The sequence below is a fragment of the Pseudomonas sp. B14(2022) genome, assembly GCF_012030485.1.
Taxonomy (GTDB): Bacteria; Pseudomonadota; Gammaproteobacteria; order Pseudomonadales; family Pseudomonadaceae; genus Aquipseudomonas.
Genome location: NZ_JAAUVM010000009.1, coordinates 224,401 through 239,047 on the forward strand (window position 1 = coordinate 224,401; position 14,647 = coordinate 239,047).

General features: G+C 60.4%; 17 protein-coding genes and 1 pseudogene. 7 read left to right on the forward strand and 11 right to left on the reverse strand.

The genetic code is table 11. The annotated features are described in order from the left end of the window. Window positions 1-15: 15 nt before the first annotated feature. From rpoZ to HCF10_RS16010, 3 genes are all read right to left on the reverse strand, one after another. Window positions 16-279 carry a DNA-directed RNA polymerase subunit omega gene (gene rpoZ, locus HCF10_RS16000; RefSeq protein WP_017735757.1) on the reverse strand — a complete coding sequence of 88 codons (264 nt, stop codon included), beginning with the start codon at window positions 277-279 and terminating at the stop codon, window positions 16-18. A 167-nt stretch (window positions 280-446) separates the two neighbouring features. Further along, complete coding sequence (gene gmk, locus HCF10_RS16005) at window positions 447-1,067, reverse strand: guanylate kinase (protein WP_131697649.1); 621 nt, start codon at window positions 1,065-1,067, stop codon at window positions 447-449. A gap of 10 nt (window positions 1,068-1,077) precedes the next feature. Further along, complete coding sequence (locus tag HCF10_RS16010; protein WP_131697648.1) at window positions 1,078-1,941, reverse strand: YicC/YloC family endoribonuclease; 864 nt, start codon at window positions 1,939-1,941, stop codon at window positions 1,078-1,080. A 216-nt stretch (window positions 1,942-2,157) separates the two neighbouring features. Here HCF10_RS16010 and rph point away from each other — a divergent pair, with 216 nt between their 5' ends. Both rph and HCF10_RS16020 read left to right on the forward strand, forming a co-directional pair. Next, a complete protein-coding gene (gene rph / locus HCF10_RS16015; protein ID WP_124411079.1) occupies window positions 2,158-2,880 on the forward strand; it encodes a ribonuclease PH in 723 nt (240 codons plus the stop codon). 22 nt (window positions 2,881-2,902) lie between these two features. After that, complete coding sequence (locus HCF10_RS16020; RefSeq protein WP_131697647.1) at window positions 2,903-3,271, forward strand: DUF4870 domain-containing protein; 369 nt, start codon at window positions 2,903-2,905, stop codon at window positions 3,269-3,271. Between the two features lie 58 nt (window positions 3,272-3,329). Here HCF10_RS16020 and HCF10_RS16025 read toward each other — a convergent pair whose 3' ends face one another. Then, window positions 3,330-4,109, reverse strand: coding sequence for an exodeoxyribonuclease III (locus HCF10_RS16025; RefSeq protein WP_003195493.1), 780 nt, complete (start codon window positions 4,107-4,109; stop codon window positions 3,330-3,332). An 82-nt stretch (window positions 4,110-4,191) separates the two neighbouring features. Between HCF10_RS16025 and pyrE the strand changes: the two genes are divergently transcribed. Further along, window positions 4,192-4,839: an orotate phosphoribosyltransferase gene (gene pyrE, locus HCF10_RS16030; protein WP_027608288.1), complete on the forward strand. Its 648-nt coding sequence runs from the start codon at window positions 4,192-4,194 to the stop codon at window positions 4,837-4,839. Between the two features lie 79 nt (window positions 4,840-4,918). Here pyrE and argB read toward each other — a convergent pair whose 3' ends face one another. The 5 genes and pseudogenes from argB to coaBC all read right to left on the reverse strand — a co-directional run bounded on the left by argB (window position 4,919) and on the right by coaBC (window position 9,174). After that, a complete protein-coding gene (gene argB / locus HCF10_RS16035; RefSeq protein WP_017846055.1) occupies window positions 4,919-5,824 on the reverse strand; it encodes an acetylglutamate kinase in 906 nt (301 codons plus the stop codon). Between the two features lie 18 nt (window positions 5,825-5,842). Beyond that, window positions 5,843-7,264, reverse strand: a pseudogene (locus tag HCF10_RS16040) (phosphomannomutase/phosphoglucomutase); the annotation flags it as partial. Further along, window positions 7,260-7,436 carry a hypothetical protein gene (locus tag HCF10_RS16045; RefSeq protein ID WP_167655864.1) on the reverse strand — a complete coding sequence of 59 codons (177 nt, stop codon included), beginning with the start codon at window positions 7,434-7,436 and terminating at the stop codon, window positions 7,260-7,262. The pseudogene HCF10_RS16040 and the gene HCF10_RS16045, both read right to left, overlap by 5 nt. A gap of 68 nt (window positions 7,437-7,504) precedes the next feature. Then, window positions 7,505-7,960: a dUTP diphosphatase gene (dut, locus tag HCF10_RS16050; protein ID WP_053127661.1), complete on the reverse strand. Its 456-nt coding sequence runs from the start codon at window positions 7,958-7,960 to the stop codon at window positions 7,505-7,507. A gap of 5 nt (window positions 7,961-7,965) precedes the next feature. Further along, complete coding sequence (gene coaBC / locus HCF10_RS16055) at window positions 7,966-9,174, reverse strand: bifunctional phosphopantothenoylcysteine decarboxylase/phosphopantothenate--cysteine ligase CoaBC (protein ID WP_167655931.1); 1,209 nt, start codon at window positions 9,172-9,174, stop codon at window positions 7,966-7,968. A 143-nt stretch (window positions 9,175-9,317) separates the two neighbouring features. Here coaBC and radC point away from each other — a divergent pair, with 143 nt between their 5' ends. Then, window positions 9,318-9,992, forward strand: a complete 675-nt coding sequence (gene radC / locus HCF10_RS16060; protein WP_131697643.1) for a RadC family protein — start codon at window positions 9,318-9,320, stop codon at window positions 9,990-9,992. Between the two features lie 29 nt (window positions 9,993-10,021). On the opposite strand, the gene HCF10_RS16065 is transcribed toward radC, so the two are convergent. Then, window positions 10,022-11,614 carry an ABC transporter substrate-binding protein gene (locus HCF10_RS16065; RefSeq protein ID WP_131697642.1) on the reverse strand — a complete coding sequence of 531 codons (1,593 nt, stop codon included), beginning with the start codon at window positions 11,612-11,614 and terminating at the stop codon, window positions 10,022-10,024. Between the two features lie 458 nt (window positions 11,615-12,072). Here HCF10_RS16065 and rpmB point away from each other — a divergent pair, with 458 nt between their 5' ends. Next, window positions 12,073-12,306, forward strand: coding sequence for a 50S ribosomal protein L28 (gene rpmB / locus HCF10_RS16070; protein WP_003176907.1), 234 nt, complete (start codon window positions 12,073-12,075; stop codon window positions 12,304-12,306). An 11-nt stretch (window positions 12,307-12,317) separates the two neighbouring features. After that, a complete protein-coding gene (rpmG, locus tag HCF10_RS16075) occupies window positions 12,318-12,473 on the forward strand; it encodes a 50S ribosomal protein L33 (RefSeq protein WP_003176906.1) in 156 nt (51 codons plus the stop codon). Between the two features lie 69 nt (window positions 12,474-12,542). On the opposite strand, the gene HCF10_RS16080 is transcribed toward rpmG, so the two are convergent. Further along, window positions 12,543-12,905, reverse strand: coding sequence for a cupin domain-containing protein (locus HCF10_RS16080; protein ID WP_131697641.1), 363 nt, complete (start codon window positions 12,903-12,905; stop codon window positions 12,543-12,545). 230 nt (window positions 12,906-13,135) lie between these two features. On the opposite strand from HCF10_RS16080, the gene HCF10_RS16085 reads away from it, so the two are divergent. Continuing rightward, window positions 13,136-14,629 carry an aldehyde dehydrogenase gene (locus HCF10_RS16085; RefSeq protein ID WP_167655932.1) on the forward strand — a complete coding sequence of 498 codons (1,494 nt, stop codon included), beginning with the start codon at window positions 13,136-13,138 and terminating at the stop codon, window positions 14,627-14,629. Window positions 14,630-14,647 lie beyond the last annotated feature (18 nt).

Here is a 14,647-nt window from a genome sequence, read left to right on the forward strand (position 1 = left end):
CGACCAGGCATAGGCTTAGACGGCCTCGTTGGACTCGTCCTCGAACGCTGCAAACAGCGGTTCGTCTTCAACGATTTCAGCGTTGGCGATGAACTCGTAGCTCATCAGGCCTTCAGCGATTTCACGCAGGGCTACAACGGTAGGCTTGTCGTTTTCCCACTGGACCAGGGGCTCTTTGCCGCCAGTGGCCAGTTGACGGGCACGCTTGGTAGAGAGCATGACCAGCTCAAAGCGGTTTGCCACGTGGTCTAGGCAGTCTTCAACGGTTACGCGGGCCATGATATTCCTCGGAGCGAATGCAAGATGCGCGCTGCCCGGTTGGGCGAGCGGACTGAGCAGTTTAAAAAATCACCAGCGTTTAGGGAAGCGCTGATTTTTCGCAGGCCCTCGCAAAACCGCTGCAAGCGCCAATGTAAAGCCCTTGCAGCGGTTTTGGGAAGGGCCAATCAGCCGAGCAATTCGGCGAGTAATTTGCCGAAACGCTGCTGTTGACGCTTCTGCTGGAGCTGATTGGCGCGGAAAATCGCCTTCAGGTCATCCAGCGCGTGGGAAAAATCGTCGTTAATGATCAGGTAGTCGTAGTCGACATAGTGGCTCATTTCGCTGACAGCTTCCCGCATGCGGCCTTCGATGATCTCGTCGCTGTCCTGGCCACGGTTGGTCAGGCGCTGGTGCAAGGCTTCGAGCGATGGCGGCAGGATGAAGATCGAGCGCGCCTTGGGCATCAGTTGGCGCACTTGCTCGGCGCCCTGCCAGTCGATTTCCAGGATCAGGTCGTGGCCTTCGTCCAGGGTCTGCTGCAGGTGGCTTTGCGAGGTGCCGTAGAGGTTGCCGAACACCTCGGCGCGCTCCAGGAAGTCGCCATGCTCGATCATCTTGACGAACTCGGTGCGCTCGACGAAGTGATAGTGCACGCCGTTCACCTCGCCCGGGCGCATGGCGCGGGTGGTGTGGGACACCGAAATACGGATCTGATCGTTGGTGTCGGTCAGCGCCTTGACCAGGCTGCTTTTGCCCGCGCCCGAAGGGGCGGAAATGATGTAAAGGGTACCGGTGCTGTGGGTCATGGAGGTTGCCTTACTCAATATTCTGTACTTGTTCGCGCATCTGCTCGATCAACACCTTGAGGTTGACCGCAGCCGTGGTGCTGCGCGGATCGAAAGCCTTGGAGCCCAGTGTATTGGCTTCGCGGTTGAGTTCCTGCATCAGGAAGTCCAGGCGCCGACCGGCGGCGCCGCCGGACTTGAGCACGCGGCGCACTTCAAGAATGTGGGTGCTCAGGCGGTCGAGCTCTTCGGCGACGTCGCTCTTTTGTGCCAGCAGGACCATTTCCTGTTCCAGGCGCACAGGGTCGAGGTCGGCCTTCATGTCGGTGAAGCGGTCGAGGACCTTCTGGCGCTGGGTTGCAAGCATCTGCGGCACCAGCTCGCGCAGGATCACCACGTCTTCCTCGATCGAGGTCAGGCGCTCGTTGATCAGGCGGGCCAGTTCGGCGCCTTCGCGCTCGCGGCCGGCCTTAAGTTCCTTCAGGCCCTGGGTGAACAGGGCGAGGGCTTCGGCATTGAGGGCTTGCGGATCGGTGGCGTCAGCCACCAGCACGCCGGGCCAGGCCAGCACTTCCAGAGGGTTCAGCGCAGCGGGTTGCTTGATCAGGCCGGCGATGGTTTCGGCGGCAGCGACCAGTTGCGCAGCGCGTTCGCGATCCACCTGCAGCGGCTTGCCGGTGGTTTCTTCGGTAAAACGCAGGGTGCATTCCAGCTTGCCGCGGGAGATACCCTGGCGCAGTGCCTCACGCACGGCGCCTTCGAGGTCACGGAAGGATTCCGGCAGGCGCAGGTGCGGCTCCAGGTAGCGGCTGTTGACCGAGCGCAGCTCCCAGCTCAGGGTGCCTTGGGCGCCGGCTTTTTCGACGCGGGCGAAGGCGGTCATGCTGTGCACCATGGAGGTACCTCGCGATGCAGTCCCGCGAAAGCGGGCTGATGGGTAAATTGAAGCCGACAGGCTGCGAAGGCGCGGGATTGTAGCGCAGTGGGGCGAGTGCGCCCAAGCAATGGGCGATAGGCTGACCATTCGTAACCAGATTTTTAGCAGTGCCCCGAATCGACTCGCGGCTCTATAATGCTCGGCAGTTTTTCGTCCTCTGTACAGGTATCCCCTATGAAACGTCCAAGTGGTCGCGCTGCCGATCAGCTCCGCTCGATCCGCATCACCCGCAACTACACCAAACACGCCGAGGGATCCGTACTGGTCGAGTTTGGCGATACCAAGGTTATCTGCACCGTCAGCGTTGAAAATGGCGTGCCGCGTTTCCTTAAAGGCCAGGGCCAGGGTTGGTTGACCGCCGAATACGGCATGCTGCCGCGCGCCACCGGCGAACGTAACCAGCGTGAAGCCAGCCGTGGCAAGCAAGGCGGCCGCACCCTGGAAATCCAGCGCCTGATCGGACGTTCTCTGCGCGCGGCCCTGGATATGACCAAGCTGGGCGACGTGACCCTCTACGTCGACTGCGACGTGATCCAGGCCGATGGCGGTACGCGTACTGCGTCCATCACCGGCGCCATGGTGGCGCTGGTTGACGCGCTTAAAGTCATCAAGAAGCGTGGCGGCCTGAAAGGCGGCGACCCGCTGAAGCAGATGATCGCCGCCGTATCGGTGGGCATGTACCAGGGCGAGCCGGTGCTGGACCTGGATTACCTGGAAGACTCGGCTGCCGAGACCGACCTGAACGTAGTGATGACCAGCACCGGTGGTTTCATCGAAGTGCAGGGCACCGCCGAAGGTGCGCCATTCCAGCCGGCCGAGCTGAACGCCATGCTGGCCCTCGCCCAGAAAGGCATGACTGAGATCTTCGAACTGCAGAACGCCGCACTGGCTGACTAAGCCGGCTTCAAGGAGAAGCGCCATGAGTGACAGTCAATTGCCGGTTCCGGCACCGACCAAGGAAGTTCGCCAGTGGGCGATGTTGTGTCACTTCGCGGCGTTCCTGGGGTTGGTATTCCCCTTCGGCAGCCTGTTGGGGCCGCTGATCGTGTGGCAGATCAAGAAGGATATGGACCCGCTTATCGATGATCAGGGCAAGGAAGCCCTGAATTTCCAGATCACGGTGGCCATCGCCTGGCTGGTCTGCATGGTGCTGGGGTTCGTGGTGATCGGCTTTCTGCTGATGTTGATCCTGGTGGTGGCAGCGCTGGTGCTGACGATCATCGGTGGCATCAAGGCCAACAACGGCACTGCCTATCGCTACCCGTGGACCTGGCGCCTGGTCAAATAATGAACACCCACAAAAAAACCGACAGCGATGTCGGTTTTTTTGTGCCTGGATAAAGACCTTAGATGGTCAGTGTCCAGTCGTAGTCCACGATCAGCGGCGCGTGCTGCGAGAAACGCGGCTGGCGCGGCAAACGTGCACTGCGTACGAACCGGCGCAGACCAGGGGTCAGCAACTGGTAGTCGAAGCGCCAGCCCAGGTTGAGCATCTCAGCCTGTTCATTGTCTGGCCACCAGCTGTACTGGTCGCCTTCGCGGCTGACTTCGCGCAGGGCATCCACATAGCCCATGTTGCCGACAATCTCGTCCATCCAGGCCCGTTCCGGCGCCAGGAAACCTGGGGATTGCTGGCTGTCGCGCCAGTTCTTGATATCCAGCTTCTGTTGCGCCACGTACAGCGAGCCACAATAAATGTACTCGCGACGTTTGCGTCGCTGTTTATCCAGGTAACGGGCGAAATCGTCCATTAGCTTGAACTTCTGGTTCAAGTCTTCATCGCCGTTCTGCCCCGAAGGAAGCAGCAAGGTCGCGATGCTGACCTTGTCGAAATCGGCTTGCAGGTAGCGCCCGTAGCGGTCGGCTGTCTCGAAGCCGAGGCCGCTGATGACCGCCTTGGGTTGCAACCGCGAGTACAAAGCCACGCCACCTTGGGTGGGCACTTCGGCATCGCAGGCATAAAGGAAGTAGCCATCCAGTTGGAAGGCTGGGTCGTCCAGTTCAAAGGCGGAGGCGCGGGTGTCCTGCAGGCAGATGACGTCGGCATTCTGAGCTTGCAGCCAACTGAGCAAACCACGCTCGACTGCAGCCTGAATACCATTAACGTTCACACTGATGATCCGCATAAATGGCCCCAAAAATCGCGTGCGTGTATGATACACGCCGTCTACCTAATTAGCTAAATCCGTGGTATCTGAGGCTTTTTTCATGCAGGCGTATCAACGCGATTTCATTCGTTTTGCCATCGATCGCGGGGTTTTGCGCTTCGGTGAGTTCACCCTCAAGTCCGGGCGCACCAGCCCGTACTTCTTCAATGCAGGCTTGTTCAACTCGGGTTCGGCCCTGGCTCAGTTGGGTCGTTTCTACGCGGCAGCCATTGTTGAAAGCGGTATTTCCTTCGACGTGCTGTTTGGCCCGGCCTACAAGGGTATCCCCCTGGCAGCTGCAACAGCCGTGGCCCTGGCGGAACATCATGGGCGCGATCTGCCATGGTGCTTCAACCGCAAGGAAGCCAAGGCTCATGGCGAAGGCGGTAGCCTGGTGGGCGCGCCGCTTACCGGCGATGTCTTGATCATCGATGACGTGATCACGGCCGGTACGGCTATCCGTGAAGTGATGCAGATCATTGCGTCCCAGGACGGCGCCAAGGCCGCCGGTGTATTGATTGCACTGAACCGCCAGGAGCGAGGCAACGGTGAGTTGTCGGCGATCCAGGAAGTGGAGCGTGATTTCGGTATTCCAGTGGTAAGCATCGTGTCGTTGAACCAGGTGTTGCAGTTCCTTGAGGATGATCCGCAGCTCAAGCAGCACTTGCCGGCAGTTAAGGCGTATCGCGAGCAGTTCGGCGTTCAGTAACCGCTGAACCATAAAAAAGCCCCACCCCTTGTAGGAGCGAGCAAGCTCGCTCCTACAAGGGGTGGGGCTTTTTAGTGCTTTAAGGGCGCTTGCGATTACTGATCAGCGTGCCCACACCGGTATCGGTGAAAATTTCCAGCAGGATCGCATTCGGCACACGGCCATCCAGGATCAGCGAGCTGCCGACGCCGCCTTGCACTGCTTCCAGTGCGCAACGGATCTTCGGCAGCATGCCACCGTAGATGGTGCCGTCGGCGATCAGCTCGTCCACTTGTTGAGTGGTCAAGCCGGTCAGCACCTTGCCTTGCTTGTCCATCAGGCCAGCAATGTTGGTCAGCAGCATCAGCTTTTCAGCTTTCAGCGCTTCGGCCACTTTACCCGCCACCAGATCGGCGTTGATGTTGTAGGACTCGCCGTTGGCACCCACGCCGATCGGCGCGATCACTGGGATGAAGTCGCCCTTGACCAGCAGGTTCAGCAGGTCAGTGTTGATGCCGATCACTTCGCCCACCTGGCCGATGTCGATGATTTCCGGTTGGGTCATTTCCGGCGTCTGACGGGTAACGGTCAGTTTTTTCGCACGGATCAGCTCGGCGTCCTTGCCGGTCAGGCCAATGGCGCTGCCGCCGTGACGGTTGATCAGGTTGACGATGTCTTTGTTCACCTGGCCGCCGAGGACCATCTCCACCACGTCCATGGTCTGCGCGTCAGTGACGCGCATGCCATCGATGAAGTGACTCTCGATCGACAAGCGCTTGAGCAGGTCGCCGATTTGCGGGCCGCCGCCGTGGACCACCACGGGGTTGATCCCCACGGCTTTCATCAACACGATGTCGCGGGCAAAGCCGGTTTTCAGCTCGTCGCTTTCCATGGCATTGCCGCCGTACTTGATCACCAGCGTCTTGCCGACGTAGCGTCGAATGTAAGGCAACGCTTCGGACAGGACCTTGGCGGTGTTGGCAGCGGCTTCGCGTTCGAGGGTCATTCAGGGCTCCGGTTAAAATCAGAACGGTAATTGGAGATCAGGGGCAACACGTTTCAACTGGGCGTGGAACACGTCCTTGATGCGCTGCAACTCAGCCTCGGTATCCGCCTCGAAACGCAGCACCAGCACCGGTGTGGTGTTGGACGCGCGAACCAGGCCCCAGCCTTTGGCGTAATCGACTCGCACACCATCAATGGAGGTCAGGTTGGCGCCTTCACCCCATTGCGCATCGTGCAGTGCGTCAATGATGCTGAATTTGCTCTCTTCGGTCACATGGATATTGATCTCTGGCGTAGAAATATCATTCGGGAAGGTCTGAAACAGCTCTTCCGCGGTGGATTTTTCCTTGCTGAGGATCTCCAGCAGACGGGCGGCGCTGTAAATACCGTCGTCAAATCCGAACCAGCGCTCCTTGAAGAACACGTGGCCGCTCATTTCGCCGGCCAACAGCGCGCCGGTTTCCTTCATTTTCTTTTTGATCAACGAGTGACCGGTCTTCCACATTAGCGGGCGGCCGCCATATTCCTTGATCAGCGGGGTGAGGCGGCGGGTGCACTTCACGTCGAAAATGATCTCGGCACCCGGGTTGCGCGCCACCACATCGCGGGCAAACAGCATCAGCAGGCGGTCCGGGAATACGATTTCGCCGGTTTCGGTCACCACGCCCACACGGTCGCCGTCACCGTCGAAGGCCAGGCCGACGTCAGCGCCGGTTTCCTTGACCTTGGCGATCAGGTCCACCAGGTTTTCTGGCTTGCCCGGGTCCGGGTGGTGGTTGGGGAAGTTGCCGTCGACCTCGCAGAACAGCGGGATCACTTCGCAGTTCAGGGCTTCGAGCAGCTGCGGGGCGATCACGCCGGCCGCGCCGTTGCCGCAGTCCACCACCACTTTGAGGCGGCGTGCGAGTTTGATGTCGCGGGTGATTTCGTCAGAGTAGCGCTGCAGGATGTCAACTTTGGTGATGCTGCCTTTGCCGCTCGTCAGGTCGTTGGTCTTCAGGCGTGTGTGCAGGGCCTGGATCTGCTCGTTGGCCAGGGTGTCGCCGGCGATGACGATTTTGAAGCCGTTATAGTCCGACGGGTTATGGCTGCCGGTCAGCATCACCCCGGATTTGCCGGCCAGTACATTGGCGGCGTAGTACAGCGCGGGGGTGGGCACCAGGCCCACATCGCTGACATGGCAGCCGCTGTCGGCCAGGCCCTGGATCAGTTGTTCCACCAGTTCCGGACCGGACAGGCGACCGTCACGACCGACCGAAACGTTCGGCTCGTCCTGGGCCAGGCTCTGGGAACCAATGGCGCGGCCAATCCAGTAGGCGGTTTCGGCGGTCAGGGTCTTGGGTACTACGCCACGAATGTCATAGGCGCGAAAGATGCTGTCGGGGAATGTCGGGGCTACTCGGGCTGCGGTACTCATCGCGGGGGGAAACTCCATCTCAAGGGGCAAGGCTGGCCTTAATGTGGCTGACCGGCAGGCTCAAACTGAAGGGTATGACGGTGTTTTCGGCAGAGAGTTCGTGGTGCAAAAGTGCCATCGGAGCTTGGCTCCTGTCTTTTTGTCTTCGTAATACGTTGATTTCAATGGGGAAATCTCGCTGATAAAGTCCGCGCATTCTTCATCCTGAAAAGCCTTGCGGGGGGCGTCGAGCCGGACAAAAGCGCCCGGCCAGGCTCAGCTTAGTCAGTGACTGCCGGAATGCCCAAAACCGCCTGCGCCGCGTTGGGTTTCGTCGAAATCCTGCACCAGTTCGAAGTGCGCCTGCACCACCGGCACCAGTACAAGCTGGGCAATGCGCTCGCCGACAACGATGTTGAACGCCGTCTGGCCACGGTTCCAGCACGACACCATCAACTCGCCTTGGTAGTCCGAATCGATCAGGCCCACCAGGTTGCCCAGCACGATGCCGTGTTTGTGGCCCAGGCCGGAGCGCGGCAGGATCAGCGCCGCCAGGCCTGGGTCGCCGACGTAGATCGACAGTCCGGTGGGGATCAGGAGGGTCTGGCCCGGTTCAAGGACGGTGTCTTGCTTGAGCATCGCACGCAGGTCCAGGCCGGCGGAGCCTGGGGTGGCGTAGGCCGGCAGCGGGAATTCGGTGCCGATGCGGGGGTCGAGGATCTTGGCTTGCAAAGCGTGCATGGAAATTAAACCTGGTTCAGCCGTTGGGCGATAAAAGAGATCAGTTGGCGGGCAATCTTGCCTTTGCTGGTCTGGGCGAAAAGAGTGGCGTGCAGCTCGCGGTCGATCACGCTGCAGGCGTTTTCCTCGCTGTTGAAGCCGATGCTCGGGTTGGCGACATCATTGGCAACGATCAGGTCGAGGTTTTTGTCTTTCAGTTTGCGTGCGGCGTAGTCCAGCAGGTGCTCGGTCTCGGCGGCAAAGCCGACACTGAACGGGCGGTCCGGACGCGTGGCGATGGTGGCCAGGATATCCGGGTTGCGCACCATTTGCAGGAGCAGGCCGTCACCGCTTGTGGGGTCTTTCTTGAGCTTTTGCGGGGCGACGACTTCCGGGCGGTAGTCTGCAACCGCTGCCGAAGCGATAAACAGGTCACAGGGGATGGCGGCCTCACAGGCGGCCAGCATGTCCCGAGCGCTGACTACGTCGATTCGCGTGACGCGATCGGGGGTCGGCAAGTGCACCGGACCGGTGATCAGGGTCACGCGTGCGCCTGCCTCGACCGCTGCTTCGGCCAAGGCAAAGCCCATTTTTCCTGAACTATGGTTGGTGATGTAGCGCACCGGGTCGATGTTTTCCTGGGTCGGGCCTGCCGTAATCAGCACGTGCCTGCCGGTCAGGGCCAGGTGCTGGAAGCACTCGGCGGCGCACAGTGCCAGGTCGGTGGCTTCGAGCATGCGGCCCATGCCGACGTCACCGCAGGCCTGGCTGCCGGAGGCCGGGCCGAACACCTTGAGGCCACGGCTTTGCAGGAGTTGGGTGTTGGCCTGGGTCGCAGGGTCACGCCACATGGCCTGGTTCATGGCCGGGGCGATGGCGATGGTGGCGTCGGTGGCCAGTACCAAGGTGGTCAGCAGGTCATCGGCAATGCCCTGCGCCAGGCGCGCGATCAGGTCGGCGGTGGCAGGAGCGATCAGCACCAGGTCGGCCCACTTGGCCAGTTCGATATGACCCATGGCGGCTTCGGCTGCCGGGTCCAGCAGGTCCAGGTGAACCGGGTGTCCGGACAAGGCCTGCATGGTCAGCGGGGTGATGAACTCACTGCCGCCGCGGGTCATGACCACGCGCACTTCGGCGCCCTGGTCGAGAAGCCTGCGGACCAGCTCTGCGCTCTTGTAGGCGGCAATGCCGCCGCCGACGCCGAGAACGATGCGTTTCCGATACAGACGCTGCATTGGTTTGCCTTTCCAGTTCAGTGAAGCCAGTTCAGTGACGCCTGCGATGCCCCCTCCCCAGGTGAAATCGCACGCAAAAAAGAGGGCCTACGATAACACAGCGTCCGCCCCGCAACAGCGGCGCACATGCACAGGGAGGTGGGATGAGTATTCGTGATTGGCCGGCGGCAGAGCGGCCGCGAGAGAAGCTTTTGGAGTGGGGCGCGGCGAGTCTGTCCGATGCTGAATTGCTGGCGATCTTCCTACGCACCGGGGTAACCGGCAGGAGCGCGGTGGACCTGGCGCGCCATCTGCTGGCGCAATTTGGCGGTTTGCGCCCGCTGCTGGAAGCCAGCCAGGCGCTTTTCAGCCAGCAATTGGGCTTGGGGCCGGCGAAGTTCGCGCAGTTGCAGGCGGTGCTGGAAATGTCCAGGCGCCATCTGGCCGAACGCCTGCGCAGCGATTCGGTGCTGGAAAACCCGGTGGCGGTGCGCGACTACCTCAAGGCGTTGTTGCGTCATGAGCCTCACGAGATCTTCGGCTGTCTGTTTCTTGATTCAAAGCACCGTGTGCTGGGGTTCGAGGCGTTGTCCGAAGGGACCATCGACACAGCCGTGGTCTACCCCCGGCAAGTGGTCAAGCGCGCCCTAGCCTATAACGCAGCGGCGTTGATTTTGTGTCACAACCATCCTTCAGGGATCGCGGAGCCCAGCGCGGCTGATCGAAAATTGACCAAGCTGCTGCAAAAGGCCCTGGAAGTGGTGGATGTGCGGGTACTGGATCACATCATCGTGGGGGACGGTGATCCGTTGTCGATGGCGGAGTATGGCTGGATGTAAGCCCGCCCCCTGGGGGGCGGGACTGGTTCTCAGGGCTTGACGCTGACCTTCGAGAAGTCCTGGCGCCCGAACGGGCTCACCTGATAGCCCTCGACGTTCTTGCGCGCCAGGGCGAACGCCGTCGGGTGCGCCAGCGGCAACCACAGCGCCTGTTGTTGGATCTGCGCCTGGGCCTGCTGATACAGCTTGCTGCGTACGCCTTGTTCGCTGGTGGTCTTGCCGGCGCTGATCAGCTTGTCCAGCGCCGGATCACAGTAGCGGGCGAAGTTGGTGCCGGATTTAACCGCCGCACAGGAAAACTGCGGGGTCAGGAAGTTATCCGGGTCGCCGTTGTCGCCGGCCCAGCCCATGAACAGCAGGTCGTGTTCACCCGCTTTCGCCCGGCGAATCAGCTCGCCCCATTCGATCACGCGGATCTCGGCCTGGATGCCAATCTTGGCCAGGTCCGCCTGCAGCAGTTGTGCGCCGAGGTTCGGGTTAGGGTTCAGCAGACTGCCGGTGGGGCGCGTCCAGAGGGTGGTCTTGAAGCCGTCCTTGAGGCCGGCGCGGTCCAGCAAGGCCTTGGCCTTGGCGAGGTCCTGTGGATAACCCGGCAAGTCCTTGGCGTAGCTCCAGGTATTGGGCGGGTAAGGGCCGTTGGCCGCTTCGGCGGTGCCTTCGAACACGGCCTTGAGGTAGCTGCCCTTGTCGAAGGCGAGGTTAATGGCCTGGCGCACCTCGGGCTTGTCCAGTGGAGGGTGCTGGCTGTTGATGGCCACGAATGCGGTCATGAAGGCTGCGGTTTTTTCTACCTTGAGTGCGGGGTCCTTTTCAGCCTCGCCCACATCCAGGGGCTTGGGCGACAGGGCGATCTGGCATTCGTTGCGGTGCAGTTTCTGCAGGCGCACGTTCGCGTCCGGGGTAATGGCGAAGATCAAGTTATCCACAGCCGGTTTGCCGGCGAAGTAGTCCGGGTTGGCCTTGTAGCGCACCACGGCATCTTTCTGGAAACGGCTGAAGATGAACGGCCCGGTGCCGATCGGCTGGCTGTTGAGCTTCTCCGGCGTGCCGGCCTTGAGCAGTTTGTCGGCGTATTCCGCCGGGTAGATCGAGGCGAAGCCCATGCTCAGGGCCGCAAGGAAGGTGGAGTCGGCGTGATCGAGGGTAAAGCGCACGGTCAGCGGGTCGAGGGCATCGATCTTCTTGACCAGTATTGGCAATTGCAGGGACTGGGCGTGGGGGAAGCCACTCTGAGCGATCTTGTGCCAAGGGTTGGCCGGGTCGAGCATGCGTTCAAAGCTGAAGCGCACGTCTTCGGCGGTCAGGGTGCGGCTTGGGGTGAAATACTCGGTGCGATGGAATTTCACGTCCGGGTGCAGTTTGAAGGTATAGGTCAGGCCATCCGGCGAGACGTCCCAACTGTCCGCCAGGCTTGGCACCAGTTTGCCGCTGGCCGCGTCGTAGTCCACCAGGCGGTTCATCAGCACGTCTGCCGAGGCGTTGGTGGTGGTCAGCGAGTTGTATTGCACCACATCGAACCCTTCGGGGCTGGCCTCGGTGCAGACGCTCAAGTTGCTGGCGGCAGAGGCCAGCGGCGCGATAAATAGAGGGGCTAGCAATAGCGGTAGGGCAGCGAGGCGCATGTTCGGTTTCCTTTGCAGATCGAAGGCCCATCTGCGAGTGCAGTCTGGAAAAGTCCTACCGTAGTGGTCTGATTGATAAATGACTAGCCCATTTTTGCCTGTGCTTTTGCCCTAAATGCTGTTTTGATGGCGCCTCAGCGCGTTTCGCCGTGCGCTTAACTGCGTGCGCGAGCGCTGTAAATCAATCTGTGCGACGAGCGGTCGGCTGTTACAGCGGCCCCTCCTGGCAGCGGTTCGGACGTCTGTCGCCGAGATTTACGCCGGTAAAAATACACGGGCTGTTGTTGCACATGGGTCTTTCTGGTATAAAGCAGCGCTCTTTTCTAGGGGCCCGGTTCCTTCGCTTGTAGGTGTAGCCGGTAAGACCCTAAAGAAACGCGGCGCCTGGCGCCAAATGACTGAGAGATTAAGCGGCCAACCCATGCCGGGTTGGGCATGTGGTTTTAGAGGGCTGAGGCATGTCGAGAGTCTGTCAAGTTACCGGTAAGGGTCCGGTGACTGGGAATAACATTTCCCACGCAAATAACAAAACCCGTCGTCGTTTCCTGCCGAACCTGCAGCATCACCGCTTCTGGGTTGAAGAAGAGAAACGTTTTGTTCGCCTGCGTGTATCTGCCAAAGGCATGCGTATTATCGACAAGCGTGGCATCACTGTCGTGCTGGCCGAAATCCGCGCCGCTGGCAAGATCTAAGGAGCTCTATCATGCGTGAATTGATTCGAATGATCTCTAGCGCCGGTACTGGTCACTTCTACACTACCGACAAGAACAAGCGTACTACCCCGGACAAGCTCGAAAAGAAAATGTTCGACCCGCGCGTTCGCAAGCACGTGATCTACAAAGAAGGCAAAATCAAGTAATTGATTTTCCTCCTTGTGAAAAAGCCCGTATCTCACGATACGGGCTTTTTTTTGCGTCGGATTTACTGATCAGGCTTTCTGCTCGAACACCACGTAGATCTTACGGCACGGCTCCAGCACTTCCCAGGTGCCGCTGAAGCCGGCGGGGATTACAAAACGGTCGCCAGCACGCAAGGTCTTCGCATTGCCCTCGGTGTCGCGCAATACAGAGACGCCCTGCACGATCTCGCAATACTCATGCTCGGTATAGTTGACCTTCCATTGCCCAACTTCACCTTCCCAGACTCCGGCGTTCATCTGGCCGCACGGGCTGTTGTAATGGTTGTACACCGTTTGTTCGGGATCGCCCTTGAGGATTTTTTCGGCGGCAGGGCGGTAGCGGTCTGGGGCGGTGTTGGCTTGGCTGAAGTCGACGATGTCCTGGATGCTCATGTGCGTGTCCCGTCTGGCCTGGGGTTGGAGAGCCCAAAGTCTATGTTTATTAAAATGAACATCGCAAGGGCGTTTACCGGTGTTATGTCAAATATATTGAAACATCCCCGGCCGCTGGTTTAGGGTGGCAGCTGCCTTTGAGCCGAACAGCTGGCTGGCGGGCAAGCATTCTTTGAGGCTGCCGGGGGACATCGCCTGGCCCTTATATTCAATAAGAGGAGGACACTCGCATGACCACCCTGACCCGTGCCGACTGGGAACAACGTGCCAAGGATCTGAAAATCGAAGGCCGCGCCTACATCAATGGCGAATACACCGCTGCTGTTTCCGGTGACACCTTCGAATGCATCAGCCCGGTCGATGGTCGCCTCCTGGCCAGCGTGGCCAGTTGTGACGCCGCCGATGCCCAGCGCGCCGTAGAAAACGCCCGCGCCACCTTCAATTCCGGTGTGTGGTCGCGCCTGGCGCCGGCCAAACGCAAAGCCACCATGATCCGTTTCGCCGCGCTGCTCAAGGCCAATGCCGAAGAGCTGGCGCTGCTCGAAACCCTGGACATGGGCAAGCCGATCAGCGATTCCCTGAACATTGACGTACCCGGCGCGGCAAATGCCCTGAGCTGGAGCGGTGAGGCAATCGACAAGATCTACGACGAAGTCGCTGCCACCCCGCATGATCAGTTGGGTCTGGTGACCCGCGAGCCGGTCGGCGTTGTGGGGGCCATCGTGCCGTGGAACTTCCCGCTGATGATGGCCTGCTGGAAGCTCGGCCCGGCGCTGTCCACCGGTAACTCGGTGATCCTCAAACCGTCCGAAAAATCCCCACTCACCGCCATTCGCATCGCGGCCCTGGCTGTTGAGGCCGGTATTCCGAAAGGCGTGTTCAACGTGCTGCCGGGCTACGGCCACACCGTCGGCAATGCGCTGGCGCTGCACATGGACGTCGACACACTGGTGTTCACCGGTTCGACCAAGATCGCCAAGCAACTGTTGATCCGCTCCGGCGAATCGAACATGAAGCGCGTCTGGCTGGAAGCCGGCGGCAAGAGCCCAAACATCGTGTTCGCCGATGCTCCGAACCTGCAGGCTGCCGCCAAATCCGCTGCCAGCGCCATCGCCTTCAACCAGGGCGAAGTCTGCACGGCCGGCTCGCGCCTGCTGGTGGAGCGTTCGATCAAGGACACCTTCCTGCCGCTGGTGATCGAGGCCCTCAAAGGCTGGAAACCCGGCAACCCGCTGGATCCGGCGACCACCGTTGGTGCGCTGGTGGACACCCAGCAGATGAACACCGTGCTCTCGTATATCGAAGCGGGGCACGCCGACGGCGCCAAGTTGGTGGCGGGTGGCAAGCGCATCCTGGAAGAGACGGGCGGCACCTACGTCGAGCCGACGATTTTCGACGGTGTGACCAACGCCATGAGAATCGCCCAGGAAGAGATCTTCGGCCCGGTGCTGTCGGTGATCACCTTTGACGGTGCCGAAGAAGCGATCAAGATCGCCAACGACACCCAATACGGCCTCGCCGCTGCGGTGTGGACATCGGACATTTCCAAGGCGCACCTCACCGCCAAGGCCCTGCGCGCCGGTAGCGTGTGGGTCAACCAATACGATGGCGGCGACATGACCGCACCGTTTGGCGGCTTCAAGCAGTCGGGTAATGGTCGCGACAAGTCGCTGCATGCGTTCGACAAGTACACCGAGCTGAAGGCGACCTGGATCAAGCTGTAAGCAACACCGCAGGCAAAT